This is a genomic window from Streptomyces sp. NPDC048349 (genome assembly GCF_040651925.1).
GTDB lineage: Bacteria > Actinomycetota > Actinomycetes > Streptomycetales > Streptomycetaceae > Streptomyces.
The window spans coordinates 15,645-39,735 of the sequence record NZ_JBEZLA010000017.1; the positions used below are offsets into that span (position 1 = coordinate 15,645).

The following is a 24,091-nucleotide window of genomic DNA, read 5'->3' on the forward strand; positions in this document are numbered from 1 at the left end:
CGGGCGCACGTGCGCCCGCCGCCCCTTCGGGGGAGCTGCCTAGAGGAACGAGTTGATCTCGATCGTCTCGGTGCGGCCCGGGCCCACGCCGATCGCGGAGATCGGGGCGCCCGACATCTCCTCGAGGGCCTTGACGTACGCCTGGGCGTTCGCCGGAAGGTCCTCGAAGGTCTTGGCCTTGGTGATGTCCTCGGACCAGCCGGGGAGGTATTCGTAGATCGGCTTCGCGTGGTGGAAGTCCGACTGCGAGTACGGGAGCTCCTCGACGCGCTTGCCGTCGATCTCGTACGCGACGCACACCGGGATCTGCTCCCAGCCGGTCAGCACGTCCAGCTTGGTGAGGAAGAAGTCGGTCAGGCCGTTCACCCGGGTGGCGTAGCGCGCGATCGGCGCGTCGAACCAGCCGCAGCGGCGGTCGCGGCCGGTGGTCACGCCACGCTCGCCGCCGATGCGGCGCAGGTCCTCGCCGTCCTGGTCGAAGAGCTCGGTCGGGAACGGGCCCGCGCCGACGCGGGTCGTGTAGGCCTTCAGGATGCCGATGACGCGGCTGATCTTCGTCGGGCCGACACCGGTACCGGTGCAGGCGCCGCCCGCGGTCGGGTTCGAGGAGGTGACGAAGGGGTACGTGCCGTGGTCGACGTCGAGCAGCGTGCCCTGGCCGCCCTCGAAGAGCACGACCTTGTCCTCGTCCAGCGCGTTGTTGAGGATCAGGGTGGTGTCGGCGACGTACGGCTTGATCTGCTCCGCGTACTGGAGCATCTCCTCCACGATGGCGGCGGCGTCGATCGCGCGGCGGTTGTAGAGCTTCGCGAGGAGCTGGTTCTTGCCCTCGAGGGCCGCTTCGACCTTCTGGGTGAGGATCGACTCGTCGTAGAGGTCCTGGACGCGGATGCCAATGCGGTTGATCTTGTCCGCGTACGTCGGGCCGATGCCGCGGCCGGTCGTACCGATCTTGCGCTTGCCGAGGAAGCGCTCGCCGACCTTGTCGAGGGTGACGTTGTACGGCGTGATCAGGTGCGCGTTGCCGCTGATGAGCAGCTTGGAGGTGTCGATGCCGCGCTCGTTCAGGCCGCGCAGCTCGGAGAGCAGGACGGCCGGGTCGACGACGACACCGTTACCGATGACCGGGGTGCATCCGGGGGAGAGGATGCCGGAAGGGAGAAGGTGCAGCGCGTACTTCTGGTCACCCACGACGACCGTGTGGCCGGCGTTGTTGCCACCCTGGTAGCGCACTACATAGTCAACGGATCCACCGAGCAGGTCGGTGGCCTTTCCCTTGCCCTCGTCACCCCACTGAGCTCCGAGCAGCACAAGAGCGGGCACAGGCGTACACCTCTTCCGGATGGGGCATGTCCAAGGTCAGGGGGCGTACGACGATGTACACCGCAGGCTGAGCCGTCGGACCGGTACCCCGGAATAGACGAAGGCCCTGGCGCAATAGCGCAAGGGCCTCTTGCACAAAGATGCTACCCGAGGAAGGACCGAGGTGTCGGCTCCAGAGCCCACCATGAGCCACGCGGGCGCGCCGGTAGGCGGCCTGCTCGTGCTCGTCGACCCGGTCGCCCGCCGTCTTGACGGCGAGTCCGTGCGGATCGCGAAAGATGTGTTGTCAGCGGGCGCAGCAGCGAAAATCTGCCTCCCGGATTCGCAGGAGGAGTTTGCGAGGGCGCTGGCCCGCCGGGGAAACCGGCGGCCGGTGATCGTGGGCGACGACCGGGCCCTGGTGCGCGCCGTGGGGCTGCTGCACCGGGAGCGGGGTCTGGCGGAGGGTGCCCTCTCACTGGTGCCGGTGGGGCCCGCGGGGTCGGTGGGGCTGGCCGGGGCGCTGGGCGTGCCGCTGTCGGCCGTCGCGGCGGCGCGGGTGGTGCTGGAGGGGGCGGTGCGGATGTGCGACCTGCTCGTGGACGACAGTGACGGGGTGGTCCTGCGGTCGCTGCGGATCCCGCCGCTGCGGGCGGCGGCGGCCGGGACCTCGGCGCGGCCCTCGGTGTGGAGCGCGTACCGCTCGCTGGTGCGGACGCTGGTCCGGCCCGTGGCCGGGGCCGGGGACGCGGCCCGGCTGCGGCTGCGGGTGGAGGCGGACGGGGTGGTGCTGGCGGACGTGGACCGGCAGGTGGAGGAGGTCGCGGTGACCACCGGGGAGGACGGCGGGCTCGCGGAGGTCGTCGTCCGTACGGGTGGCGACGGCGCCGGTTCGACGGTGTCGGCGCGCGCGAAGACGCTCTCGGTGTCGGGCACGGACTTCCGCTACCGGGCCGACGCGGCGATGACCGGGCCGGTCCGCAGGCGCACGTGGACCCTGCACCCGTCGGCGTGGGCGCTCACCGTGCCCCGGTGACGGGCGGGGCGGTGTTGCGCCTGTAAGGCGGCGCGAGGTGCTGTGCCTGGGGGCTGCCGGGTCGGCGGGTGCTGCCGCGACCACGGCCCGCAGCGGGCGACGGTGCCGTACGGATCCTGATCCCGCCGACCGGGTCCCGCGGTCGGGTTCCGCGGTCGGGTTCCGCGGTCGGGTTCCGCGGTCGGGTCCCAGGGCCGGGTCCCAGGGCCGGGTCCCAGGGTCGGTCCCACGGTCGGCGGCGTCCTGTGGGTCCCGGCGGTGCGTCGGCTCGGCCGGGCCCCGGCCGGTCCGGGCTCAGCGGAGGTCCAGGGTCTCCCGGTAGGCCCGCCAGCGGTCCAGCAGGCCGAGCAGCTCGCCCTGCATGAACGCGAAGAACGCGGCCGTCTCGGCGACGCGCGCCCCGGCCGGGGTGTCGGCGCCGAGGCCGGCCGCGCCCTCGCGCAGGGTCTTCTCCCACAGGGTCAGCACCTGGTCCCGGCGCGTGAAGGTCTCGTACCAGAGCTCGTTGTGCAGGACGTACCGGTCCCGCCGGGAACCCGGTTCGCGCTCGCGGCTGACCATGTTGACCTGCGCCAGGTAGGACACGGCCCCCGATACCGCCGCCGGGCTGATGCGCAGCGCCTCGCCGAGTTCCGCCGAGGTCATCGCGGCCTCGTCGCTCGCCAGCAGCTGCGCGAAGACCCGCGCGGCCATCCGGGGCATGCCCGCCTCGGTCAGCTGCGCGGCGAACCGCTCCACGAAGCGGGAGACCGCTTCCGCGTCGCGCCGTTCCGCCGTCTCGTCCGCCATCTCGATCTCGTCTGCCACCTTCCCTACTTTATGCGATTTCTTAGCTTCATAAATTTGTGAAAGAAGCGTAGGTTCGGAAACATGACGAAGGCAATCCGCGTCGCCGGACTCCACAAGGCGTTCGGCCGCACCCACGCACTGGACGGACTCGACCTCAGCGTCGCCACCGGCGAGGTCCACGGCTTCCTCGGCCCCAACGGCGCCGGGAAGTCCACCACCATCCGCGTCCTGCTGGGCCTGCTGCGCGCCGACTCCGGCACCGCCGAACTCCTCGGCGGCGACCCGTGGGCCGACGCCGTGGCCCTGCACCGCCGCGTCGCCTACGTGCCGGGCGACGTCACCCTGTGGCGCAACCTGTCGGGCGGCGAGGTCATCGACCTCTACGGGCGGCTGCGCGGCGGCCTCGACCCGGCCCGCCGCGCCGAGTTGATCGAACGGTTCGAGCTGGACCCGACCAAGAAGGGGCGCACGTACTCCAAGGGCAACCGGCAGAAGGTCGCCCTGATCGCGGCCTTCGCCTCCGACGCCGAGCTGCTCGTCCTCGACGAGCCCACCTCCGGCCTCGACCCGCTCATGGAGGGGGTCTTCCGCTCCTGCGTCGCAGAAGCCCGCGCCGCCGGGCGCACCGTCCTGCTCAGCTCGCACATCCTCGGCGAGGTCGAGGCGCTCTGCGACCGGGTGAGCATCGTCCGCAAGGGCCGCACCGTCGAGTCGGGCACGCTCGCCGACCTCCGCCACCTCACCCGTACGTCGATCAGCGCCGAACTCGCCGCTCCCCCGGCCGGCCTCACCCGCCTGCCGGGCGTGTACGACGTGCAGGTGCAGGGCCTGAGGGTGAGCCTCCAGGCCGACACCGACAAGCTGGACGCCGTACTGCGCGCCCTCACCGCCTCGGGCGTCCGGTCGCTGACCTCGACCCCGCCCACCCTCGAGGAACTGTTCCTGCGTCACTACGCGGACGGGAACGCGGATGCGGGCGTGGACGGGGGTGCGGACGTGGACGTGGTTGCGGACGCGGACGTGGTTGCGGAAGGGGCGTCGACGCGATGAACAACCGCCTCGCCGGGACGGGCGCCCTGCTGCGGCTGGCCCTGCGCCGCGACCGCGTGATGATGCCGGTCTGGATCGCGGTCGTGTCGCTGCTGGTGCTGAGCCTGCCCGCCACCCTCGAATCCGTGTACGCCACCCCGGCCGAACGGGCCCGGCTCGGCGTCACGATGGGCGCCAACGGCTCCCTGCGCGCCCTGTACGGCCCGCTCTTCGGTGACTCGGTCGGCGCCCTGACCGCGTGGCGCGGCGGGGTCTTCGCCGGGCTGCTCGCCGGCGTCATGAGCCTGGTCATCGTGGTGCGGCACACGCGCGAAGAGGAAGAGACGGGCCGTCAGGAACTGCTCTCCGCCGGCATGGTGGGCCGCCGTGCGCCGTTGACGGCCGCACTGCTCGCCGCCCTCGTCGCGAACGGGCTCCTCGCACTGGTCGTGACCGCGGGCCTCGCGGGCCGGGGGGCGGGCGGTGCGGCCGCCCTCGGGCTCGCGCTCGGCGCCACCGGGATGCTCTTCGCTGCGCTGGCGGCCATCGCGGCCCAGCTCACCGAGAGCGCGCGGCTCGCGAAGGGGCTCACCGGGGCGGTGCTCGGCGCGGCCTTCGTCCTGCGCGCCGGGGGCGACGCCGGCTCGCGGACCGGCTCCTCGGCGCTGACCTGGAGCTCGCCGCTGGGGTGGCTGGAGCACGTACGGGCCTTCGCCGCCGAACGCTGGTGGGTGTTCGCCCTGTTCGCTGCGGCCGTGACCGCGCAGGTGGCGGCTGCGTACGCGCTGGCCGGGCGCCGCGACGTGGGCATGAGCTTCCTGCCCGCCCGCCCCGGTCCCGCCGAGGGCCGGCTCGGCTCGCCCGGCGCACTGGCCTGGCGGCTGCAGCGCGGCAGTCTGATCGGCTGGAGTCTGGGCTTCCTCGCCGCGGGCTTCGTCTTCGGCGGGATGACGGAGGGCGCCACCGACCTGGTCGGCGACAACGACAGGACCCGGGAGATCATCGAGCGGATGGGCGGTCAGAGCGGGATCGCCGACGCCTTCCTCGCCACGATCGCCGGGATGCTCGGCCTGGTCGCCGCCCTCCACATCGTCTCGGCGGTACTGCGGCTCGGCGCCGAGGAGTCGGGGCAGCGCGCCGAACCGCTGCTCGCGAACGCCGTCGGCCGCCTGCGCTGGGCCGGCGGTCACCTGGCCCTGGCCTTCGGCGGCTCGGCACTGATCCTGCTGCTCGGGGGGCTCGGCCTGGGCCTCGGCCGCGGGGAGTCCGCCGCGGGGGTGGCCGAGGCGGCCGGCGCCACACTCGCGCAGCTTCCGGCGGTCTGGGTGATCGGGGCCGTCGCCGCCCTGCTGTACGGCGCGGTCCCCGCCTACGCCGGGGCCGCCTGGGCGGTGGCGGGGGCCGCGCTGGCCCTCGGCTGGGTGGGACCCGCGCTGGAACTCCCCGAGGCCGTCATGAACCTCTCGCCCTTTACCCACCTGCCGAAGCTGCCGGGAGCCGAGGCCCTGACCTGGGGCCCGCTGCTGACCCTGACGGCGCTGGCGGTGGCACTGACCGCAGCCGGCCTCGCGGCCCTGCGCCGCCGCGACGTGGCGTTCTAGGCCTCCCCGCCTAGAACGCGACGAGCAGGCGCTCCAGTCCCCGGATGACGTACCCGTCCCGCCACTGCGGCTCCTCGACGAGCCGCAGGGGCGGGACTCCGTCTGCCAGCAGCGCCCCGAAGGACGCCTCCAGCTCACGGCGCGCCAGCGGCGCCCCCAGGCAGTAGTGGATCCCCGCCCCGAAGGCCAGATGCGGATTGTCGGCCCGTACGAGGTCCAGCGTGTCGGGGTCGGCGAACCGCGCGGGATCCCGGTTGGCAGACCCGAACAGGAGTGCGACCTCGGCCCCGCGGGGGATCTCGGTGTCCCCGATCCGGATGTCGTCGAGGACCCAGCGCTCGAACATCTGGAGGGGTGTGTCGTAGCGCATGAGTTCATCCACAGCTGTGGACAACTTTTCGGGATGCGGATCCGCGCGCAGCGAGGCGAGCTGACCGGGATGGCGGAACAGCGCCCACCAGCCGTTGACGGTGGTGTTCACGGTGGCCTCGTGGCCCGCGTTCAGCAGGAGCACGCAGGTGGAGATCATCTCCTGCTCGCTGAGCCTGCCCTCCTCGTCGTGGGCGGCGATCAGACCGGAGATCAGGTCCTCGCCGGGGCGTGCGCGCCGCTCGGCGATCAGAGCGCGCAGGTACGCACTGAACTCGACGCTCGCCCGCACCGCGCGGCGCGCCGTCTCCTCATCGGGCCGCAGCTCGAACATCCCGCAGATGTCCGCCGACCAAGGCCGCAGCAGCCCCCGGTCCGCCTCCGGCACTCCCAGCAGCTCCGCGATCACCGCCACGGGCAGCGGCTCGGCGACCACGGTGAGCAGATCTCCGCCGCCGTCCGCGAGCAGCCGCCCCACCAGCTCCCTGGCCATCCGCCGCACGGCCGGCACCAGCCGCTCCACCGTCCGCGGGGTGAACGCCTTCGCCACCAGCCTGCGCACCCGCGCGTGCGCGGGGTCCTCCAGGTCCAACAGCCCGTTCCCGTTGAGGACGTGAAAGGCCTCGTGCTCCGCGGGCGGCGCCTGCCGCCCGAACTCCTCGTGCGTGAAACGGTGCAGGTAGGTCCTGCCCAACCGCCGGTCCCGCAGCAGCGCACTCACGTCGGCGTAGTGCGCCACCAGCCACTGCCCGGTGGCCTCGCACCACACCGCCCGCCCCTGCTGCCGCAACTCCCGGTACGCCGGGTACGGATCGGCGACGAACGCGGCATCCCACGGATCAAAGCCCATCCCCGCACCCTACGACGGAGTCACCAGCCGGGTCTCGTACGCGAACACCGCCGCCTGGGTGCGGTCCCGCAGGCCCAGCTTCACCAGGATCCGGCTCACGTGGGTCTTGATCGTGGACTCGGCCACGATCAGCCGGCCGGCTATCTCCCCGTTGGACAGACCCTGCGCGATCAGCACCAGCACCTCCTTCTCCCGCTCCGTCAACTCGCCCAACCCCGCCGGATCCGCGACCCTCGCCGTCTCGGCGAGCTTGGAGAACTCCGCGATCAGCCGCTTGGTCACCGACGGCGCCAGCAGCGCCTCCCCGGCCGCCACCACCCTCACCCCGTCAGCCAGCTGACGGGCCGACGCGTCCTTGAGCAGGAACCCGGACGCCCCGGCCCGCAGCGCCTGGTACACGTACTCGTCGAGGTCGAAGGTCGTCAGGACCAGCACCTTCGCGTCCGTGTCGGCCGCCACGATCTCCCGCGTCGCCTCGAGCCCGTTCATCTGCGGCATCCGGATGTCCATCAGCACCACATCGGGCCGCAGCGCCGCCACCTGCGCGATGGCCTCCCGGCCGTCGACGGCCTCACCGACGACCTCGATGCCCTCCATGGCGTTCAGCAGCACGGAGAACCCCTCGCGGACCATCATCTGATCGTCGACGATCAGCACCCTGATCGTCATACCGCCCCCGTCTCCGTCCCGGTCGCCGTCCTGGTCCCGGTCGCCGTGCCGGTCCCCGTCTCCTTCGACGGCTCCGGCGCCGTCTCCGGACGGTTGCGCACCGGTATGAACACCGCCACCTCGTACCCGCCCGCCGCGGTGCCGCCGGCGGTCATTTCCCCCTCCAGCATGGCCACCCGCTCCCGCATCCCGGTGATCCCGTGCCCGGCCCCCGCCGAGGGCCGGGCGTCCCCGGTCGCCGGCCCGTTGACGATCCGTATCCCGAGGCCGCCGAGCACGTACGAGACCTCCACCGACGCCGACGCCCCCGGCGCGTGCCGCAGCGTGTTGCTCAGGGCCTCCTGGATGATCCGGTACGCCGACAGCTCCACCCCCTGCGGCAGTTCCCGCACCGCACCCGTGACGGTCTTCTCCACACTCAGCCCGGTCTCGCGCACATTGGCCAGCAGCCCGTCCAGCGAGGCCAGCGTCGGCTGCGGGGCGTCCGGGGCCTCGTAGTCCGCGGAGCGCACCACGCCCAGCACCCGCCGCAACTCGGTCAGCGCCGCCACCGCGTTCTCCCGGATGGTGACGAACGCCGCCTCCAGCTCCGGCGGCGGGTTCTTCACCCGGTAGGGCGCGGCCTCCGCCTGGATCGCCACCACCGACATGTGGTGGGCCACCACGTCGTGCAGTTCCCGCGCGATCGTGGTCCGCTCCTCCAGCAGCGTCCGCTTGTCCCGCTCGACGGCCGTGACCTCCTGCTGCGCGCTCACCTCTGCCTTCGCGGAGCGCCGTATCCGGATGCTGCTCGCGATGGTCAGAGCGAAGGCCGAGGTCACCGCCATCTGCGGCAGGCCGGTCCCGTACCCGTTGCCGAGCAGCGCCGACATCCCGAAGCCGAGCGCGAGGGTGAGCGTCCACATCCAGGCCGCGATCCTGGGGCCGGTCCGCAGGGTGACCAGGACCATGACCACGAGGTGGGAGAGGAAGCTGCCCGGGCTCCAGGGCCAGTCCGCGCCCCCGCCGACCAGGGCGAGCACCACCGTCATCGCGACGGCCGCCCACCATGCGCCGATCGGCCGCACCAGTGTCAGGAGGACCGGGACCGTGGCCACGAGCCCCATGGCGAACCTGCCGGCTTCGCCGACGTAGCCCGATTGCGTGGTGCTTGTGAACACCAGGACGAAGAACGCCAAGGCCCCCACCGCCGCGTACTGCCTCCACGGCGCGTACCGGCGTATCGCCTCGGGCAGCCGCCGCAGGAAGCGCCCGGGCGTCTGCGCCAGGGGCAGGGGCCGGTAGGCGAAGGCATCGGTGAAGAGGTCCTGGCGCAGGGTCTCGATCAACCCCGATGCCATGCGCAATTCAGGTGTCGTCCGGGCTGTCCCGCCGGTGGTCGTCTCGGTCATACGCACCACCGTAGGGCGGCGCCTGCCTGGTCTGCGTCGCCAGCTGAGGGGATTTCCCGGGGTCCCCCTCAGGTACTACACGGGTGACATCAGTAGCCCGTCGGACGGACCAGCCCGGTCTCGTACGCGAACACCGCCGCCTGGGTGCGGTCCCGCAGGCCCAGCTTCACCAGGATCCGGCCCACGTGGGTCTTCACCGTCTGCTCGGCCACGGTGAGATGGGCCGCGATCTCCGCATTCGACAGCCCCTGGGCCACGAGTGAGAGGACCTCGGTCTCCCGCCCGGTCAGCTCGTCGATCCGCGCCCGCGACGGCGCGCGCGGCGCCCCCAGCCGGGAGAACTCGGTGATCAGCCGCTTCGTGATGTTCGGCGAGAGCAGCGCCTCCCCGGCGGCCACGACCCGCACGGCCTCCGCGAGCTGGTCGGCCGACGCGTCCTTGAGCAGGAATCCGGAGGCCCCGGCCCGCAGCGCCTCGTACACGTACTCGTCGAGGTCGAAGGTGGTCAGCACCAGCACCTTCGCGGTGGCGCCCGCGGCGCCCGTGATGACCGACGTGGCCTCGATCCCGCCCATCCCCGGCATGCGGATGTCCATCAGCACCACGTCCGGCACCAGTTCACCGGCCTTGGCCACGGCGTCGGCCCCGTCGACGGCCTGGCCGACCACTTCGATGTCGGGCTGGGCGTTGAGAAGCACGGTGAAGCCCTGCCGGACCATCATCTGGTCGTCGGCGATCATCACCTTGATCGGGGTGCTCATGAATCCCTCGTCGTCTCGCGTGCGGAACCGCCGGGCTCGTCCCGCGGGTCCATCGGAAGTACCGCGGTCACTTCGTACCCGCCGCCGGGCAGCGGACCGGCGGACAGCTCGCCCCCCAGCATGCCCGCTCGCTCGCGCATCCCCAGCAGCCCGTGCCCGGCACCCGGCGAGGGCGCAATCGCCCGGGTCGGCGCGGTGTTGGCCACGCACAGGTGCAGGTCACGCGGTCCGTACGCGATGCCGACCTCCACCCGCGAACCGGGCGCATGGCGCAGACAGTTGCTCAACGCCTCCTGCACGATCCGGTACGCGGTGAGCTCGACGCCCGGGGTCAGCGGCCGGCGTATGCCCGCGATCTCGGTGGTGACGTGCAGCCCGGCCCCCCGCACGTTGTCCACGAGGCCGTCCAGCTCGGCGAGGGTCGGCTGCGGATGGTGGGGGTTCGCCGGATCGTCGGGCTGCTCGGAGCGCAGCACGCCCAGCACCCGCCGCAGTTCGGTCAGGGCTTCCACCGCGTTGTCCCGGATGCCCGCGAGGTTCTCCTTGAGCTCCTCCGACGGGTTTTCCACGAGGTGCGGGGCGACCTGCGCCTGGATGGAGATGACCGACATGTGGTGGGCGACGACGTCGTGCAGCTCGCGGGCGATGCGGCTGCGCTCTTCCAGCAGCGTGCGCCGGGCGCGTTCCTCCGCGGTGAGGGTCTCCTGCTCGACGAGCTGGCCGCGGGTCAGGCGCGTCGCGCGCAGCGCGTAGCCCAGGACGCCGACGAAGCCGAAGAGGAGCGCCACGCCCGCGATGACCGTCTGACTGGCCGGTGGCCTGAAGGCGGTCTCGACCACCCCGGAGTAGAGGATCGAGACGCCGACGACCCCGATCGTCACCCGGGGCGGGACCCGCAGGGCCACCAGGAGGATCAACGGTGCGAACGTGAAGGCCCCGGCGGGTGTCCAGGGCCAGGCCTGGCCCTGACCCACCCCGCCGTAGATCGTCCACGCGACCAGAGCCGCGGTGACGAGGCCGAGCCACCAGCCGGCGAGGGGGCGGAACATGCCGAGCACGATGGAGCCCCCGGTCAGGAGGGCCAGCGCCACGACCGGGCCACCGGTGACACCGTAGTGGTCCTCGAGCTGTGCGACCGTGACGGCGCAGGAGACCACGGCCCCGTAGACGACGGCCACATGGGGCAGCCAGGCCAGCCAGCGCGGCCGCGACATGCGGGGAAGCGGGTCCCACTTCAGCGTGAGCAGCTCCAGGGCCAGCGCGCGCAGCGCCGAACGGCCGCCAAGCCGGCTGCGGGCTTCGAGTGCAGAGGACTTGCTCGCTTTGATCGGCTTGCTCGGCTTGCTCACGCGCTCCAGCCTAGGCATGGGTGATCTCCCTGACCTTGGCCGTCGCCCGGTGGGAGCCGGCGACGAGGCGGGGGGTGTGCTGCGGCATCGGGCGGTCGCCCCGCTCGTACACGCGGAAGGCGGCCCAGCACACCGTCAGCGCGGCGGCGAACACGGGCAGCCACAGCAGCCGGGCCGGTATCCAGGCCAGTGAGTCGGGCACGGTGTGCAGCCCGGGCAGGTCGAACGGGGCCAGCAGCCCGAGGGCCGTGACGGCCATCATCGCGGTCTGGTGCCAGAGGAAGACCGTCATGGCGGACAGGTTCACCAAGGCCACCGTCGCCCACGCTCCCGGCCGTCGCATGGCCCGGCCCAGCGGCTCGCGCACCAGCAACGCCAGCCCGCACTGGGCCAGTCCGAACGCGACCGCGGCGAGCGTCGGCGGGTTCAGGTTCGAAACGGAGGCCCCGGGCACGCCGACCATCGACGCCGGGTATCCGCCCCACAGGATCAGCGCGGCCGCCGCGACGACTCCCGCGGCGAACAGCAGGAGGGCCGGCCCGCGCCGGGCGAACGCGCCCCGGGACCAGGCGGCGCCCAGGGTGTAGGGGACGAGCCAGCCGGCGGCCACGTTGACCCAGCCGGCCCACTCGGGCCCGCCGAGCCCGAACCGCCACAGGTCGACGCCCGCCACCACGGCCAGGGGCCACAGTGGATGGATCCGGGCCGCGAGCGGGGTCGCGGCGGTCAGCGCGCCGTACACCAGCAGGAACCACAGGGGCGACAGCACTAGCTTGACCAGGGTCTGGACGGTGGCGAACCCCACCCCGCCGATCAGAATCCCGCCCACCGCGATCGTCCACAGGAGCAGCACGGCGGCGACCGGACGCAACAGCCGGCCCAGCCGTCCGCCGACCCAGGTGCGGTAGGAGTCGCCGCGCGCCCGCGCAGAGGCGTAGCCGCGGGTGGCGACCTGGCCGCCGACGAGGAAGAAGACGGCCAGGGTCTGGAACACCCAGGACACCGGAGCCAGCCCGCCCGTGTACGCCAGCGGACTGGCGGTGCTCAGCCCGCCGTCGGCGGTGGTCAGGGCGGTGACCAGCCAGTGCCCGAGGACCACGCCGAGGATCGCGAAGGCCCGCAGGGCGTCCACGGCACGGTCGCGGTGGGCCGGGGTGGCCGCGTCGACGCCCTCGGCCAGGGCGGACCACCGGGCGCGGAGCTCACGCATGGGAGGCCCCCGAGACGGTGTCGGCGGTGTCGCTGGGGGCTGCGCTGCCGAGAACGATGGCGGCCAGGCTGTCCAGGGACTCGGTGCCGGGCTTCAGGTAGTCGCTGTGCCCGGCGGAACCGGCGGCGAACGCCCGGGCTCCGAAGGCGGGATCGACGGGGTCGGTTCCGAAGCCGACCGCGCCGAGCCGGGCGTGCGGGACATGGCCGATCCAGTCACCGCCGCCCCGCCCGGCCCAGACCCGGGCCTGCGTCGGGAGGTCCCGGGCGGAGTCGGCCCCGGTGCCCGGGCTGGCGAACAGGACCATGTCGGCGACCGCGGGCCCGGTCCCCGTACGGGCGCAGACCACTGATCCGTACGAGTGGCAGAGCAGGGAGAGGCGGGCGCCCGGCCGTGCCATGTCCCGCAACCGGTCGAGGAAGGGCCCCAGTTCGGCGGCGGCCTCGTCGGCGCGCGCGGCGGTCAGCACGGTCGTGCTGACCGTGCCGGGGGTGTCGTACCCGAGCCAGGCGACCACGGCGGAGCGCGGATGCTCGGCCTGGAGGCGCTGCTGCAAGGAGACAGCCCCGGCACGGAACCTCGGGTAGGTGTCGAGCGTCGTGTCGGACCCGGGCACCAGGACGGCGACCCGGTCGGCGGTTTCCAGGTCGCCGAACACCTCGACGGCCCGGCCGCGTCCGCGCCCGTCGAACGCGAGGAACTGCGCCGTGCCGGCCGCGTCCATGGCATCCAGCTTCGCGGCCCGGCCGGTGCGGCCGGCGGTCGCCGCCATCCGGGCGGCCTCCGCGAGACCGGCGCGGTTGACGGTGTACCGGTCGTGGGGCGCGGCGGACTCGGCGAACGACGCGGGTGCGGGCGCGGGGACGTTGGGGGAGGCGGCGGCGGACACCGGCACGACGACGGCCGCCGCCACCAGCGCGGCCAGCAGGGTCCGGCGCAACCGGCCGGCCGCGAGGCCGCGGCGGGGGGCCGGGCCGTGGCCGTGCGTGAGGCTGCGGCCGCTCGCAGGGGCGCGACCGCTCGCCGGGCCGCGACCGCTCGCCTCCCCCGCAGCGGTGCCGGTCCTTGTCGTCGTCCCCGTCGCCATCGTCTCTTCCTTCGGTCGGGAAGAGCCGTCAGCGCCCTTCGCTGCTACCGAAGTTAGAAATCGCGGTCCGTGGTCGGCGTCCCGCTCCAGAGCCGTGTTCCTGCGTAGCTCTCAGGTATGACAGGGGGAACCTCAGGGGTAGGGGCGGGCTCGAAGTCCACGGCCAAGACGGTGGGTTAGGGTCGGCCGATGATCGAATCCAACTGGCGTCACGACCGCATCGGCAGTGCTCACCGGGGGCAGAACCCGACCGTCCTGCGCCGCCTCGACGCGGGCTTCGCCGTGATCGGGGACCGGCAGTTCCTGCCCGGGTACTCCGTCCTGCTGACCGACGATCCCGCCGTGACCCGGCTCTCCGACCTGCCGCGGGCGCGTAGGGCCGCGTACCTCGGCGACATGGAGCGGCTCGCCGAGGCCGTCGAACGGGCCGGCCGCCGCCTGGACCCCGCCTTCCGCCGCGTGAACATCGAGATCCTGGGCAACACCGACCCGTACCTCCACGCCCACATCTGGCCCCGCTACGACTGGGAGCCCGCCGACCTCGTCCGGATGCCCGTCTGGCTGTACGGGGAGGAGTACTGGCGCGACGACCGGCACGCGCTGGGCGAGCGCCACGACGGCTTGCGGGCCGCCATCGCGGAGGAGCTGGACGCCCTCGGCGGGGCGTGAGACCGCGGGGCGTGAGGCCGCGGGGCGTGAGGCCAAAGGGCCGGTCCTGGGGCTCCGCCCCGATCCCCGCGCCTCAAACGCCGGCGGAGCCGGGGCCGGAGGCCGGAGTGGGGCCCGCGCCGCACGTGGGTCGGGGCGGGCCGGCCCCCCGTCTCATGCGTCGCCGGGGGCGGGAAGGGGCTCGGGTGGGTGGGCGACGGCGTCCAGGGCTTGGGTCAGGCGGGTCAGGGCGTGGACCGTTTCGGCGAAGGCGGTGTCGCCCAGTTCCTCTGCCAGGCGGGTGGCCAGGGAGGCGTGGCCCGGGGTGATGCGGGCGACCGCCGCGCGGCCCGCTTCCGTGGGGCGCAGGAGTTTGGCGCGGCGGTGGGCCGGGTTCGGGACGTACTCGGCCAGGCCCTTCGCGGCGAGCAGGTCGGCGATCCGCTGGACGCTCTGCCGCGTGATGCCCATGGTGCGGGCGATGCCCGCGACCGGCAGGGGCTCACGGAGCACGGCGCCGAGCACCTGCCACCAGGCCGCGGTCAGCCCGGCCGGGCGGGCGAGCTCCTCCGACACCGCGAGGAACTGGCCGTTGAGCCGGAACACCCCGAGGGCGGTCCGGCTCAGGAGGTCCTGGCGGGCACGTACGGAAAGCGGCTCGGGCTCCGGCTCAGGCATCGCCCGCCTCCGCCGCCGCCATCAGGACCGGGTACGCGCTCGCGTCCGAGTCGTGGAACAGCCGGTACCACGCGTCGAGCACGTCCGGCTCGTAGACGCCCAGCCGGGCGAAGACCTCGCGGGCGAACGCCACCGGTTCCGTCGGCCCCGCCGTGATCAGGTCACCGTCCGTCACCGCGTCGGCCTCGACGTAGCGCTCGGCGCCCCCGTAGCCCGGCTGCTGTGCCAGGTAGAAGGAGGCCGCGCTGGTGTGGGCGCGCCCGTCCAGCAGGCCCGCCCGGGCGAGGCCGGCCGTGGCTCCGCAGATCGCCGCGACCGGCACGCCGGCGTCCAGGAACTCCCGGGCCTTCGCCGCGAACGGCGCCAGCTCCTCACCGGTGTCCCACAGCGAGGCGCCGGTCAGGATCAGGAGGGAGGAGTCCTGCGGTCGCAGGTCCGTCAGGGCCAGGTCGGGGTGGATGCGGACGCCGCCCATGGTGGTGACCGGCCGTTCCGCTTCCGGGCCGACGGTACGGACCTGGTGGCCGCGCTGGGTCAGGTGCGCGGTGGTGTGTCCGGTTTCCCAGTCCGCGTACGTGTCGTAGACGGCGAGGTGGACGGGCTTGCGCGGGGTCTCGTTCATCGTGATCGCCTCCGGCGTGGTGCGCGGACGTTCAGGACCTGGTCTGTGGCGCTTCCTATGACAAGAGGCTGTCATATTGGCAGCATGCTGTCAACATCCCCCGGGGCGGGTGCGGCAGACAGACTGCCGAGACCGGCCCCCCACCCCCATACAATCCGCCGATATCCCTCCCCACCTGCGCACTTCTAGCGTGACGCCATGACCCCTCATGTCAGCTCGCACACCCTCGCCGCAGTGAAGGACGCCGACCGGAAGCATGTCTTCCACTCCTGGTCCGCCCAGGCCCTGATCGACCCGCTCGCCGTGGCCGGGGCCGAGGGGTCGTACTTCTGGGACTACGACGGCAAGCGCTTCCTCGACTTCTCCTCCCAGCTGGTCAACACCAACATCGGCCACCAGCACCCCAAGGTCGTCGCCGCCGTGCAGGAACAGGCCGCCCGGCTCTGCACCCTCGCCCCCGGCTTCGCCGTCGACGTCCGCTCCGAGGCCGCACGCCTCATCGCCGAGCGGACCCCCGGCGATCTCGACAAGATCTTCTTCACCAACGGCGGCGCCGAGGCCGTCGAGAACGCCGTCCGCATGGCCCGTCTGCACACGGGCCGGCAGAAGGTGCTGTCCACCTACCGCTCCTACCACGGCGCCACGGCCGCAGCGATCAACCTCACCGGCGACCCGCGCCGCTGGCCCTCCGACACGGCGGCCGCCGGCGTCGTGCACTTCTGGGGTCCGTACCTCTACCGCTCGGCCTTCCACGCCGCCACCGAGGCCGAGGAGTGCGAGCGCGCCCTCGCCCACCTCTCGGACACCATCGCCTTCGAGGGGCCGGGGACCATCGCGGCGATCATCCTCGAGACCGTGCCCGGCACCGCCGGCATCATGACCCCGCCGCCCGGCTACCTCGCGGGAGTGCGCGAGCTGTGCGACCGCCACGGCATCGTCTTCATCCTGGACGAGGTCATGTCGGGCTTCGGCCGCACCGGTGCGTGGTTCGCCGCCGAGCACTGGGGCGTCACCCCCGACCTGATCACCTTCGCCAAGGGCGTGAACAGCGGCTACGTGCCGCTCGGCGGCGTCGCCATCTCCGCCGCCATCGCCGAGACCTTCGCCACCCGCCCCTATCCGGGCGGACTCACGTACTCCGGCCACCCGCTGGCCTGCGCCGCCGCCGTCGCCACGATGAACGCGATGGAGGAGGAGGGCATCGTCGAGCACGCCGCCCACCTCGGCGCGCACGTCATCGGCCCCGCGCTCGCGGAGATCGCCGAGCGCCACCCCTCCGTCGGCGAGGTCCGGGGCCTCGGGACCTTCTGGGCGCTGGAACTCGTCCGTGACAAGGAGACGCGCGAGCCCCTCGTCCCGTACAACGCCTCCGGGGCGGCCAACACGCCGATGGCCGAATTCGCGGCCGCCTGCAAGGCCTCCGGGCTGTGGCCCTTCGTCAACATGAACCGCACCCACGTCGTCCCCCCCTGCACGATCACCGAGGCGGAGGCCAAGGAGGGACTGGCCCTGCTCGACGAGGCGCTGACGGTCGCCGACCGGCACACCACGTCCGGATAGCGGACGGCACATTCGTATACCGATGTTCAACCGCTCTATTTCGGCCTCGCTGCCTGGCCTAAGGTGTCCGGAGTTCACCTAAGGAGACGGACCCCTATGCCAGGCAGCGGCGCTGTCACCCGCAACACACTTCGCCAGCAGATCGCGGACGCGCTGCGTGACGAGGTGCTCGCGGGACGCCTGCCGCCGGGGACCGAGTTCACGGTCAAGCAGATCGCCGAGCAGTACGAGGTCTCCGCGACCCCGGTCCGCGAGGCGCTGGTCGACCTCTCGGCGCAGGGGCTGCTGGAACTGGTCCAGCACCGCGGCTTCCGGGTGCGGATCTTCTCCGTGGACGACTTCCGGGGAATGATCGAGGCCCGCGCGCTGGTCGTGGACGGGATCTTCCGCCGGCTCGCCGAGCGGGGCACCGCCGTGGGCTCCGGAGAGCTGCTGGTGTCGGTCCGGCGCCGGGCCGAGGAGGCGCGGCGGGCCGCCCAGAGCGGTTCGCTCGAAGTGCTGATCGGGTACGACCTGCGGTTCTGGCGGGAGCTGAGCGAGCTGGTCGGCAACACCTACATCTCCGAGTTCCTGCACCGCATCCGGGTGCAGTGCTGGGTCTTCGCCGTGCCCCACCTCCAGCGGGATCCGCAGCGGCTGCGGGCGGCGTTGTGGGACCGGCACAGCGAACTGGTGGACGCGGTGACGCTCGCCGATGCGGATGCGGTACGGAGCATCGTGCAGGGGTACAACCAGCACGGGCTGGACTGGGCCGCCGGGCTGTAGGGGAACGGGTTTCGCGGAGGGTTCCGCGGCGGGTTCCGCGGAGATCGCCCGACGGGTTCCGCGGCGGGCGCCCACGGCGGGGCCTGCCGGTACGGGTTCTGCGCACCCCTTCGCGGAGCGTGTCCGGAGCACTACGCTGGCCGGATCGGCGCCAACGACTGATCGGAGCCCGCGTGGCCTGTGACCTGTGGCTGGTCCCCCTTGTCGACGTGCTGTGCCACAGCCCCGACAACCCCTTCGCGGAAGAGATCGCCGCGTACGACAAGGCGCTCGGCGAGGCCGGGCTGCCCTCCGTGCCCGTGTTCGCCTACATGCCGGGCCTGAGCGGGGACGTGGCCCCGGTCGCCGGCTTCGACTACGACGCCCTGCACTTCCTGCGGCGGGCGTACCTGCTCCACATCTGCGGGCTGCCGGTGACGCCGGTGGACGAGCTGGGCGGGGACTACGAGCAGCTGCTGGAGATGTTCGAGCCGACCGCGCAGCAGTCGCACCTGGTGTGGCACTACGACCATGCCGGGGCGTACGTCCCGGTGGACTTCGCGACTCCGTTGGCGAACGAGGAGCTGTTGGCCGGCGGGGGGCCGCTGGGGTCCGCGCAGGGGTTGCTGCGGGAGCTGTCGGTGGTGGCGCCGGCGATCGGGATAGATCCCGGGAATCCGCCTGCCGCGCCGGCGCCGCCGGGGAGGCCGACGTCGTTGGAGGAGCCGGCGGGGCCGGTTCCGTACGACGACAGTCCGTTCGCGCGGGAGCGGCACGTGTGGTTGGGGCTGCACGCGGCGGCCACGCGGAGTCTGGGGCAGGGGTCGATGATCATCTTCAGCTGAGGGGGCCGCCGGGGGTGGGGGCGGGTGGGCCGCTGCGCGGAGCCGCTCCCCGCCCCGCCCTTTCTCCGTTTCCCGGGCTCCGCCGCGGAGCCCGCGCCTCAAGCGCCGGCGGGGCTGGAAGGTCGGGCTCCGCCCCGGACCCGGCCTCAAGCGCCGGCCGGGCTCACGGATCGGGGCTCCGCCCCGCACCCCGCGCCTCAAGCGCCGGCGGGGCTGGAAGACCCCGGCCGCCCCCACCCCAAGCACGGCGGGGCCGGACGCGCGTCGGCGGGGCTGGAGCGTGGAGCCCCGTCGGGGTTCAGCGGGGCTGTTCCGGGGGGCGTTGGCGGGGCATGTTGGGGCGGGTGCCCGGGGGGAGGGGGAAGCGGGCCGGGGGGACGTACGCGTCCGAGCGGGCTCCGTTGGCGCCCAGGGACTGCATGACCAGCGGGGCGGGGCCGGAGCTGAATTCCACCATCCACTCCGCGGTCTCGGAGCGCACCAGCTCCGTCACGTCCTCCGAGAAGCGCCGCAGCACCGTCAGGCACCGCTCGGCGGCCTCGCTGGCCGTGCCCTCCGTCGGCCCGAGCACCTCCCGTACGTTCTCCGAGGCCCAGTCGAACTGCAGGGTCTGCAGGCGGCGCTGCACCGCCTGCGCCGTGGCCACGTCCCGCATCCAGCCCGAGGTCAGGCCGAAGAACCGGTCGCAGGCCAGGCAGGACGCCGCCAGCAGCAGCGACAGGAACCCGTACGCCGACGCGCCCCGCGCCGAGCCCGTCAGCTCCAGCAGCGGCAGCGCGGCGCCCGTGACGGCGCCCAGGGCGGCCCCGACCCGCAGTACGCGCGCTCCGCGGCGCTTCCACGCCCGGTCGGACAGGTACCACTCGGCGGTGCGCAGCGCATCGGCCTCGACGCGGCGGTAGAGCTCGTCGAGCCGCTCGGCAGGCTCGCCCCAGTCCCCGAGGGGGAACGGCCGCCCGGTCAGATCGCCCGCCGCCATCGGTCCGCTGCCCTCCTCCCGGGGTTCCCGGGGATCCCGGGGTGGCCCCTCGGGCTGCATCTCCGGCTGGCTCACCCGGCACTCCCTCTGCCTGCGCTGACGTGTGGTGGTGCGCGTGTGCGCAATGATGCGCATGCTCTTCCTACCTTCGAATGGTGCGCGATGGGCAACGAATCCCGGGATTTCCGCCCGCAAGGAGGTCTCCATCAGGTACGCGCACGTCGCGTCTCTCACTCGAAAGAGTTGGTCCTCTCGGCGTAGGGCGCAGCGCCCGGGGAGCACGTAGGCTCGGATTGACCGAGCTGCCCCAGGCTTGGACCGATGCTACGGAGTGAGTGACCTGTGATTCCCGGTGGTGGCCAGCCCAACATGCAGCAGCTGCTCCAGCAGGCCCAGAAGATGCAGCAGGACCTCGCCGCGGCCCAGGAAGAGCTGGCCAGGACCGAGGTCGAGGGCCAGGCAGGCGGCGGCCTCGTCAAGGCGACCGTCACCGGCTCCGGTGAGCTGCGCGCCCTGGTGATCGACCCGAAGGCCGTGGACCCCGAGGACACCGAGACGCTCGCCGACCTGGTGGTCGCGGCCGTCCAGGCGGCCAACGAGAACGCCCAGGCGCTCCAGCAGCAGAAGCTGGGCCCGCTGGCCCAGGGGCTGGGCGGCGGCAGCGGCATCCCCGGCCTCCCCTTCTAGCCATCCCACCCGCACACGAACGAAAGAAGGCAGTCCGTTGTACGAAGGCGTGGTCCAGGACCTCATCGACGAACTGGGCAGGCTGCCCGGCGTCGGGCCCAAGAGCGCGCAGCGGATCGCCTTCCACATCCTGCAGGCCGAGCCCACCGACGTCCGCCGCCTCGCGCACGCGCTGCTGGAGGTCAAGCAGAAGGTCCGGTTCTGCGCGGTGTGCGGGAACGTGGCGCAGGAGGAGCGGTGCGGCATCTGCCGTGATCCGCGCCGCGACACCACGGTGATCTGTGTCGTCGAGGAGCCGAAGGACGTCGTCGCGATCGAGCGGACCCGCGAGTTCCGGGGCAAGTACCACGTCCTCGGCGGCGCGATCAGCCCGATCGAGGGCGTCGGCCCCGATGACCTGCGGATCCGCGAGCTGCTGGCGCGCCTCGCGGACGGCGAGGTGACCGAGCTGATCCTGGCCACCGACCCGAACCTGGAGGGCGAGGCGACCGCCACCTACCTCGCCCGCATGATCAAGCCCATGGGCCTGAAGGTCACCCGCCTGGCCAGCGGGCTCCCCGTCGGGGGAGATCTGGAGTACGCGGACGAGGTCACGCTCGGGCGGGCCTTTGAAGGAAGGCGACTTCTCGATGTCTGACGCAACGCTGCACGCCATCGGCCAGGATCCGGACGATTTCGCCGCCTCGATCGCCGACCAGATCGAGTCGTTCATCGTCGCGGTCACCGAGGTCGCCAAGGGAGAGGACCCGGACAGCGCCGTTCCCTTCCTCCTCCTGGAGGTCTCCCAGCTGCTGCTGGCGGGCGGCCGGCTGGGGGCGTACCAGGACGTGCTGCCCGAAGAGCGCTACGAGCCCGACCTCGGCCCGGAGCCGGACGTGGACGACCTGCGCGAGCGGTTCGCGATCATGCTGGAGCCGGTCGACGTCTACTCCGAGGTCTTCGACCCGTACGAGCCCCGCAAGGCGCCGGTCCCGCACCGGATCTCCGACGACCTGGCAGAGGTGGTCGCCGACCTGCGGCACGGGCTCATCCACCACCAGGCGGGCCGGATCACCGAGGCCCTGTGGTGGTGGCAGTTCTCGTACTTCACCAACTGGGGCCCGACGGCCTCGGCCACGCTGCGCGCGCTCCAGTCGCTGATCGCGCACGTGCGCCTGGATCAGCCGCTGGCCGCCCTGGACGGCCTGGACACGGACGAGGACCTCACGGAGGACGACCTCGCGGAGCAGGCCGGAGAGGTCATGGCCCAGGAGCTCGGCGGCCTCGGCCGCACCTGACCGTCCCCGCACGCCGGTGGGCCGGCAGGCCGGCACATCGGTGTCCGGGGGCGGGAACCCATCCTTTGGTCTTCACGTCTCATGATGTGGTACGAAGCGGTCGGATCCCGGTCGCTCGTTAGACTGCACCAGCAAATGAGACGGACTAGCGAGGAGCGCACGTGGGCCTTGTCGTGCAGAAGTACGGAGGCTCCTCCGTAGCCGATGCCGAGGGCATCAAGCGCGTCGCCAAGCGGATCGTGGATGCCAAGAAGAACGGCCACCAGGTGGTCGTCGTGGTTTCCGCGATGGGCGACACGACGGACGAGCTGATCGATCTCGCCGAGCAGGTTTCTCCCATGCCTGCCGGACGCGAATTCGACATGCTGCTGACCGCCGGAGAGCGGATCTCCATGGCCCTGCTGGCCATGGCGATCAAAAACCTGGGCCACGAGGCCCAGTCGTTCACCGGTAGCCAGGCAGGCGTGATCACCGACTCGGTCCACAACAAAGCGCGCATCATCGATGTCACGCCGGGCCGTATCCGCACCGCGCTGGACGAGGGCAACATCGCCATCGTCGCCGGTTTCCAGGGCGTGTCCGCCGACTCCAAGGACATCACCACCCTCGGCCGCGGCGGCTCGGACACCACCGCCGTCGCGCTCGCCGCGGCGCTGGACGCCGAGGTCTGCGAGATCTACACCGACGTGGACGGCGTGTTCACCGCTGACCCGCGCGTGGTGAAGAAGGCCCGGAAGATCGACTGGATCTCCTCCGAGGACATGCTGGAGCTCGCCGCCTCCGGTTCCAAGGTGCTGCTGCACCGCTGCGTCGAGTACGCACGCCGATACAACATCCCGATCCACGTCCGCTCGTCCTTCTCGGGACTGCCGGGCACGTGGGTCAGCAACGAGAATCCGCAAGGGGACGAGCAGGTGGAGCACGCCATCATCTCCGGAGTCGCTCACGACGTCTCCGAAGCCAAGATCACGGTCGTCGGCGTTCCGGACAAGCCGGGCGAGGCCGCGGCGATCTTCCGCGCGATCGCGGACGCCGAGATCAACATCGACATGATCGTGCAGAACGTGTCGGCGGCCTCGACGGGTCTCACCGACATCTCGTTCACGCTGCCCAAGACCGAGGGCCACAAGGCCATCGACGCGCTGGAGAAGGCGAAGGCCCAGATCGGCTTCGACTCCCTGCGCTACGACGACCAGATCGGCAAGATCTCCCTGGTCGGCGCGGGCATGAAGACCAACCCGGGCGTCACCGCCTCCTTCTTCCAGGCGCTGTCCGACGCGGGCGTCAACATCGAGCTGATCTCCACGTCCGAGATCCGCATCTCGGTCGTGACGCGCCAGGACGACGTCAACGAGGCCGTCCGCGCCGTGCACACGGCCTTCGGCCTCGACTCCGACAGCGACGAGGCCGTCGTCTACGGAGGCACCGGACGATGACCGGCGCCCGGTCCTCCGCCCCGGCGCTCGCCGTGGTCGGGGCGACCGGAGCGGTCGGCACCGTACTGCTCCAGATGGTGTCCCAGCGGGCCGACGTCTGGGGCGACATCCGCCTGATCGCCTCCGCGCGCTCGGCCGGCCGCATGCTGGCCGTCCGCGGGGAGGCGATCGAGGTGCTCGCCCTCACCGAGGACGCCTTCGACGGCCTCGGTCCGGGCGACGTCGCACTCTTCCTGACCCCGGCCGAGGTCTCGGCCCGGTGGGCCCCCGTCGTCACCGCACGCGGCGCCGTCGTCGTCGACCAGTCCGCCGCCTTCCGCGAGGACCCCGAGGTCCCCCTGGTGGTGCCCGAGGTCAACGCGCACGCCGTGCGGACCCGGCCCCGCGGGATCGTCGCCACCCCGGACTGCGTCACCGCCACCATGATCGCGGCCCTGGGCGCGCTGCACGCCGAGTACTCCCTCGGCGAGCTGGCCGTCTCCTCGTACCAGGCCGCGAGCGCCGCCGGCCGGGCCGGCTCCGAGGCGCTGCGCCGCCAGCTGGCGCTGGTCGCCGGGACCACGCTCGGCGAGCAGACCGGAGACGTACGCCGGGCCGTGGGCGAGGACACCGGCCCTTTCGCGGCTCCGCTCGCCCTCAACGTCGTGCCCTGGTCCGGGGAGCTGCGCGAGGACGGCTGGTCCTCGCACGAGCTGGCGGTACGCAGCGAGACGCGCCGCATCCTGGACCTGCCGGCGCTGCCGATCGCCGTGACCTGCGTGCAGGTCCCCGTGATGACGGGGCATTCCCTGACGGTCCGGGCCCGGTTCGAGAACGAGGTGGACGCCGCGCACGCCCGTCAGACCCTGGACGCCGCGCCCGGTGTGGTCCTCGTCGACGACCCGGCGGCGGGCGAGTTCCCGACCCCGGCGGACGCCGCGGGAACGGATCCGGCCTGGGTGGGGCGGGTGCGGGTCTCGCTCGACGACCGGCGTGCGCTGGAGTTCTTCGTGTGCGCCGACAATCTCCGCAAGGGCGCCGCCCTGAATGCCACTCAGATCGCGGAACTGATCGCAGGTGAATCTGCGTAATTCGCTTTGTAGGATCGGTGCTGATCCCTTGATCAAGGTGATGGCCCGACTGCCGTCTCGATAGACGGGGCAATCGGGAAGAGCGGGTACGCATGAGGGCAA

Annotated in this window: 24 protein-coding genes; 12 read left to right on the forward strand and 12 right to left on the reverse strand. The window is 72.4% G+C overall.

Annotation, left to right across the window (positions count from 1 at the left end; genetic code table 11):
• Positions 1–39: 39 nt before the first annotated feature.
• Entirely contained in the window at positions 40–1,323 is a 1,284-nt protein-coding gene (locus AB0D44_RS12240) for an adenylosuccinate synthase (RefSeq protein ID WP_362588411.1), read from the reverse strand.
• 184 nt (positions 1,324–1,507) lie between these two features.
• On the opposite strand from AB0D44_RS12240, the gene AB0D44_RS12245 reads away from it, so the two are divergent.
• The gene (locus AB0D44_RS12245) at positions 1,508–2,338 is read left to right on the forward strand and encodes a diacylglycerol kinase (protein WP_362588614.1); all 831 of its coding nucleotides are present in this window, start codon (positions 1,508–1,510) and stop codon (positions 2,336–2,338) included.
• 294 nt (positions 2,339–2,632) lie between these two features.
• Here AB0D44_RS12245 and AB0D44_RS12250 read toward each other — a convergent pair whose 3' ends face one another.
• Positions 2,633–3,127: a MarR family transcriptional regulator gene (locus AB0D44_RS12250; RefSeq protein WP_362588617.1), complete on the reverse strand. Its 495-nt coding sequence runs from the start codon at positions 3,125–3,127 to the stop codon at positions 2,633–2,635.
• An 81-nt stretch (positions 3,128–3,208) separates the two neighbouring features.
• Here AB0D44_RS12250 and AB0D44_RS12255 point away from each other — a divergent pair, with 81 nt between their 5' ends.
• On the forward strand, positions 3,209–4,177 hold the full coding sequence (locus AB0D44_RS12255; protein ID WP_362588414.1) for an ABC transporter ATP-binding protein: 969 nt from the start codon (positions 3,209–3,211) through the stop codon (positions 4,175–4,177).
• On the forward strand, positions 4,174–5,757 hold the full coding sequence (locus tag AB0D44_RS12260; protein WP_362588416.1) for an ABC transporter permease: 1,584 nt from the start codon (positions 4,174–4,176) through the stop codon (positions 5,755–5,757). The genes AB0D44_RS12255 and AB0D44_RS12260 overlap by 4 nt, the downstream gene beginning before the upstream one ends.
• Positions 5,758–5,767: 10 nt before the next feature.
• Here AB0D44_RS12260 and AB0D44_RS12265 read toward each other — a convergent pair whose 3' ends face one another.
• From AB0D44_RS12265 to AB0D44_RS12295, 7 genes are all read right to left on the reverse strand, one after another.
• Positions 5,768–6,976, reverse strand: a complete 1,209-nt coding sequence (locus AB0D44_RS12265) for a cytochrome P450 (protein ID WP_362588418.1) — start codon at positions 6,974–6,976, stop codon at positions 5,768–5,770.
• A gap of 9 nt (positions 6,977–6,985) precedes the next feature.
• The gene (locus AB0D44_RS12270) at positions 6,986–7,645 is read right to left on the reverse strand and encodes a response regulator transcription factor (RefSeq protein ID WP_362588420.1); all 660 of its coding nucleotides are present in this window, start codon (positions 7,643–7,645) and stop codon (positions 6,986–6,988) included.
• Positions 7,642–9,036, reverse strand: coding sequence for a histidine kinase (locus AB0D44_RS12275; RefSeq protein WP_362588423.1), 1,395 nt, complete (start codon positions 9,034–9,036; stop codon positions 7,642–7,644). The genes AB0D44_RS12270 and AB0D44_RS12275 overlap by 4 nt, the downstream gene beginning before the upstream one ends.
• Before the next feature lie 89 nt (positions 9,037–9,125).
• On the reverse strand, positions 9,126–9,797 hold the full coding sequence (locus AB0D44_RS12280; protein WP_362588426.1) for a response regulator transcription factor: 672 nt from the start codon (positions 9,795–9,797) through the stop codon (positions 9,126–9,128).
• Positions 9,794–11,146: a sensor histidine kinase gene (locus tag AB0D44_RS12285; RefSeq protein WP_362588429.1), complete on the reverse strand. Its 1,353-nt coding sequence runs from the start codon at positions 11,144–11,146 to the stop codon at positions 9,794–9,796. Before AB0D44_RS12285 ends, AB0D44_RS12280 begins: the two co-directional genes overlap by 4 nt.
• Before the next feature lie 10 nt (positions 11,147–11,156).
• On the reverse strand, positions 11,157–12,356 hold the full coding sequence (locus AB0D44_RS12290; protein WP_362588432.1) for an acyltransferase: 1,200 nt from the start codon (positions 12,354–12,356) through the stop codon (positions 11,157–11,159).
• Positions 12,349–13,443 (reverse strand): alpha/beta hydrolase, encoded by a 1,095-nt coding sequence (locus AB0D44_RS12295; protein WP_362588434.1) that lies wholly within the window; start codon positions 13,441–13,443, stop codon positions 12,349–12,351. Before AB0D44_RS12295 ends, AB0D44_RS12290 begins: the two co-directional genes overlap by 8 nt.
• Positions 13,444–13,635: 192 nt before the next feature.
• Here AB0D44_RS12295 and AB0D44_RS12300 point away from each other — a divergent pair, with 192 nt between their 5' ends.
• Entirely contained in the window at positions 13,636–14,112 is a 477-nt protein-coding gene (locus AB0D44_RS12300; protein WP_362588620.1) for a diadenosine tetraphosphate hydrolase, read from the forward strand.
• A gap of 153 nt (positions 14,113–14,265) precedes the next feature.
• Here AB0D44_RS12300 and AB0D44_RS12305 read toward each other — a convergent pair whose 3' ends face one another.
• Positions 14,266–14,769, reverse strand: a complete 504-nt coding sequence (locus AB0D44_RS12305) for a MarR family transcriptional regulator (RefSeq protein WP_362588437.1) — start codon at positions 14,767–14,769, stop codon at positions 14,266–14,268.
• Positions 14,762–15,391, reverse strand: coding sequence for a DJ-1/PfpI family protein (locus tag AB0D44_RS12310; RefSeq protein ID WP_362588440.1), 630 nt, complete (start codon positions 15,389–15,391; stop codon positions 14,762–14,764). The genes AB0D44_RS12305 and AB0D44_RS12310 overlap by 8 nt, the downstream gene beginning before the upstream one ends.
• 198 nt (positions 15,392–15,589) lie before the next feature.
• On the opposite strand from AB0D44_RS12310, the gene AB0D44_RS12315 reads away from it, so the two are divergent.
• From AB0D44_RS12315 to AB0D44_RS12325, 3 genes are all read left to right on the forward strand, one after another.
• Positions 15,590–16,951 carry an aspartate aminotransferase family protein gene (locus AB0D44_RS12315; protein WP_362588442.1) on the forward strand — a complete coding sequence of 454 codons (1,362 nt, stop codon included), beginning with the start codon at positions 15,590–15,592 and terminating at the stop codon, positions 16,949–16,951.
• 96 nt (positions 16,952–17,047) lie between these two features.
• The gene (locus AB0D44_RS12320; protein WP_362588445.1) at positions 17,048–17,716 is read left to right on the forward strand and encodes a GntR family transcriptional regulator; all 669 of its coding nucleotides are present in this window, start codon (positions 17,048–17,050) and stop codon (positions 17,714–17,716) included.
• Between the two features lie 173 nt (positions 17,717–17,889).
• Positions 17,890–18,540 carry a hypothetical protein gene (locus AB0D44_RS12325; protein ID WP_362588447.1) on the forward strand — a complete coding sequence of 217 codons (651 nt, stop codon included), beginning with the start codon at positions 17,890–17,892 and terminating at the stop codon, positions 18,538–18,540.
• Positions 18,541–18,838: 298 nt separating this feature from the next.
• Here the strand turns inward: AB0D44_RS12325 and AB0D44_RS12330 are convergent, their stop codons facing one another.
• A complete protein-coding gene (locus tag AB0D44_RS12330; RefSeq protein WP_362588450.1) occupies positions 18,839–19,594 on the reverse strand; it encodes an SLATT domain-containing protein in 756 nt (251 codons plus the stop codon).
• 267 nt (positions 19,595–19,861) lie between these two features.
• On the opposite strand from AB0D44_RS12330, the gene AB0D44_RS12335 reads away from it, so the two are divergent.
• The 5 genes from AB0D44_RS12335 (at position 19,862) to AB0D44_RS12355 (ending at position 23,989) form a co-directional block, all read left to right on the forward strand.
• The gene (locus AB0D44_RS12335) at positions 19,862–20,206 is read left to right on the forward strand and encodes a YbaB/EbfC family nucleoid-associated protein (protein WP_076044258.1); all 345 of its coding nucleotides are present in this window, start codon (positions 19,862–19,864) and stop codon (positions 20,204–20,206) included.
• A gap of 37 nt (positions 20,207–20,243) precedes the next feature.
• Positions 20,244–20,843 carry a recombination mediator RecR gene (gene recR, locus AB0D44_RS12340; RefSeq protein ID WP_362588453.1) on the forward strand — a complete coding sequence of 200 codons (600 nt, stop codon included), beginning with the start codon at positions 20,244–20,246 and terminating at the stop codon, positions 20,841–20,843.
• Positions 20,836–21,483, forward strand: coding sequence for a DUF5063 domain-containing protein (locus AB0D44_RS12345; protein ID WP_362588456.1), 648 nt, complete (start codon positions 20,836–20,838; stop codon positions 21,481–21,483). Before recR ends, AB0D44_RS12345 begins: the two co-directional genes overlap by 8 nt.
• A gap of 161 nt (positions 21,484–21,644) precedes the next feature.
• Entirely contained in the window at positions 21,645–22,919 is a 1,275-nt protein-coding gene (locus AB0D44_RS12350) for an aspartate kinase (protein ID WP_362588459.1), read from the forward strand.
• Positions 22,916–23,989, forward strand: a complete 1,074-nt coding sequence (locus tag AB0D44_RS12355) for an aspartate-semialdehyde dehydrogenase (RefSeq protein WP_362588462.1) — start codon at positions 22,916–22,918, stop codon at positions 23,987–23,989. Before AB0D44_RS12350 ends, AB0D44_RS12355 begins: the two co-directional genes overlap by 4 nt.
• The last annotated feature ends 102 nt before the right edge of the window (positions 23,990–24,091 follow it).

What these genes read in the sequence shown, in the direction of transcription:
- AB0D44_RS12245 (WP_362588614.1), top strand. Translation starts at nt 1,508, where the DNA reads ATGAGCCACGCGGGCGCGCCGGTAGGCGGCCTGCTCGTGCTCGTCGAC.
- AB0D44_RS12250 (WP_362588617.1), bottom strand. Translation starts at nt 3,127, where the DNA reads ATGGCGGACGAGACGGCGGAACGGCGCGACGCGGAAGCGGTCTCCCGC.
- AB0D44_RS12255 (WP_362588414.1), top strand. Translation starts at nt 3,209, where the DNA reads ATGACGAAGGCAATCCGCGTCGCCGGACTCCACAAGGCGTTCGGCCGC.
- AB0D44_RS12260 (WP_362588416.1), top strand. Translation starts at nt 4,174, where the DNA reads ATGAACAACCGCCTCGCCGGGACGGGCGCCCTGCTGCGGCTGGCCCTG.
- AB0D44_RS12265 (WP_362588418.1), bottom strand. Translation starts at nt 6,976, where the DNA reads ATGGGCTTTGATCCGTGGGATGCCGCGTTCGTCGCCGATCCGTACCCG.
- AB0D44_RS12270 (WP_362588420.1), bottom strand. Translation starts at nt 7,645, where the DNA reads ATGACGATCAGGGTGCTGATCGTCGACGATCAGATGATGGTCCGCGAG.
- AB0D44_RS12275 (WP_362588423.1), bottom strand. Translation starts at nt 9,036, where the DNA reads ATGACCGAGACGACCACCGGCGGGACAGCCCGGACGACACCTGAATTG.
- AB0D44_RS12280 (WP_362588426.1), bottom strand. Translation starts at nt 9,797, where the DNA reads ATGAGCACCCCGATCAAGGTGATGATCGCCGACGACCAGATGATGGTC.
- AB0D44_RS12290 (WP_362588432.1), bottom strand. Translation starts at nt 12,356, where the DNA reads ATGCGTGAGCTCCGCGCCCGGTGGTCCGCCCTGGCCGAGGGCGTCGAC.
- AB0D44_RS12295 (WP_362588434.1), bottom strand. Translation starts at nt 13,443, where the DNA reads ATGGCGACGGGGACGACGACAAGGACCGGCACCGCTGCGGGGGAGGCG.
- AB0D44_RS12305 (WP_362588437.1), bottom strand. Translation starts at nt 14,769, where the DNA reads ATGCCTGAGCCGGAGCCCGAGCCGCTTTCCGTACGTGCCCGCCAGGAC.
- AB0D44_RS12310 (WP_362588440.1), bottom strand. Translation starts at nt 15,391, where the DNA reads ATGAACGAGACCCCGCGCAAGCCCGTCCACCTCGCCGTCTACGACACG.
- AB0D44_RS12315 (WP_362588442.1), top strand. Translation starts at nt 15,590, where the DNA reads ATGACCCCTCATGTCAGCTCGCACACCCTCGCCGCAGTGAAGGACGCC.
- AB0D44_RS12320 (WP_362588445.1), top strand. Translation starts at nt 17,048, where the DNA reads ATGCCAGGCAGCGGCGCTGTCACCCGCAACACACTTCGCCAGCAGATC.
- AB0D44_RS12345 (WP_362588456.1), top strand. Translation starts at nt 20,836, where the DNA reads ATGTCTGACGCAACGCTGCACGCCATCGGCCAGGATCCGGACGATTTC.
- AB0D44_RS12355 (WP_362588462.1), top strand. Translation starts at nt 22,916, where the DNA reads ATGACCGGCGCCCGGTCCTCCGCCCCGGCGCTCGCCGTGGTCGGGGCG.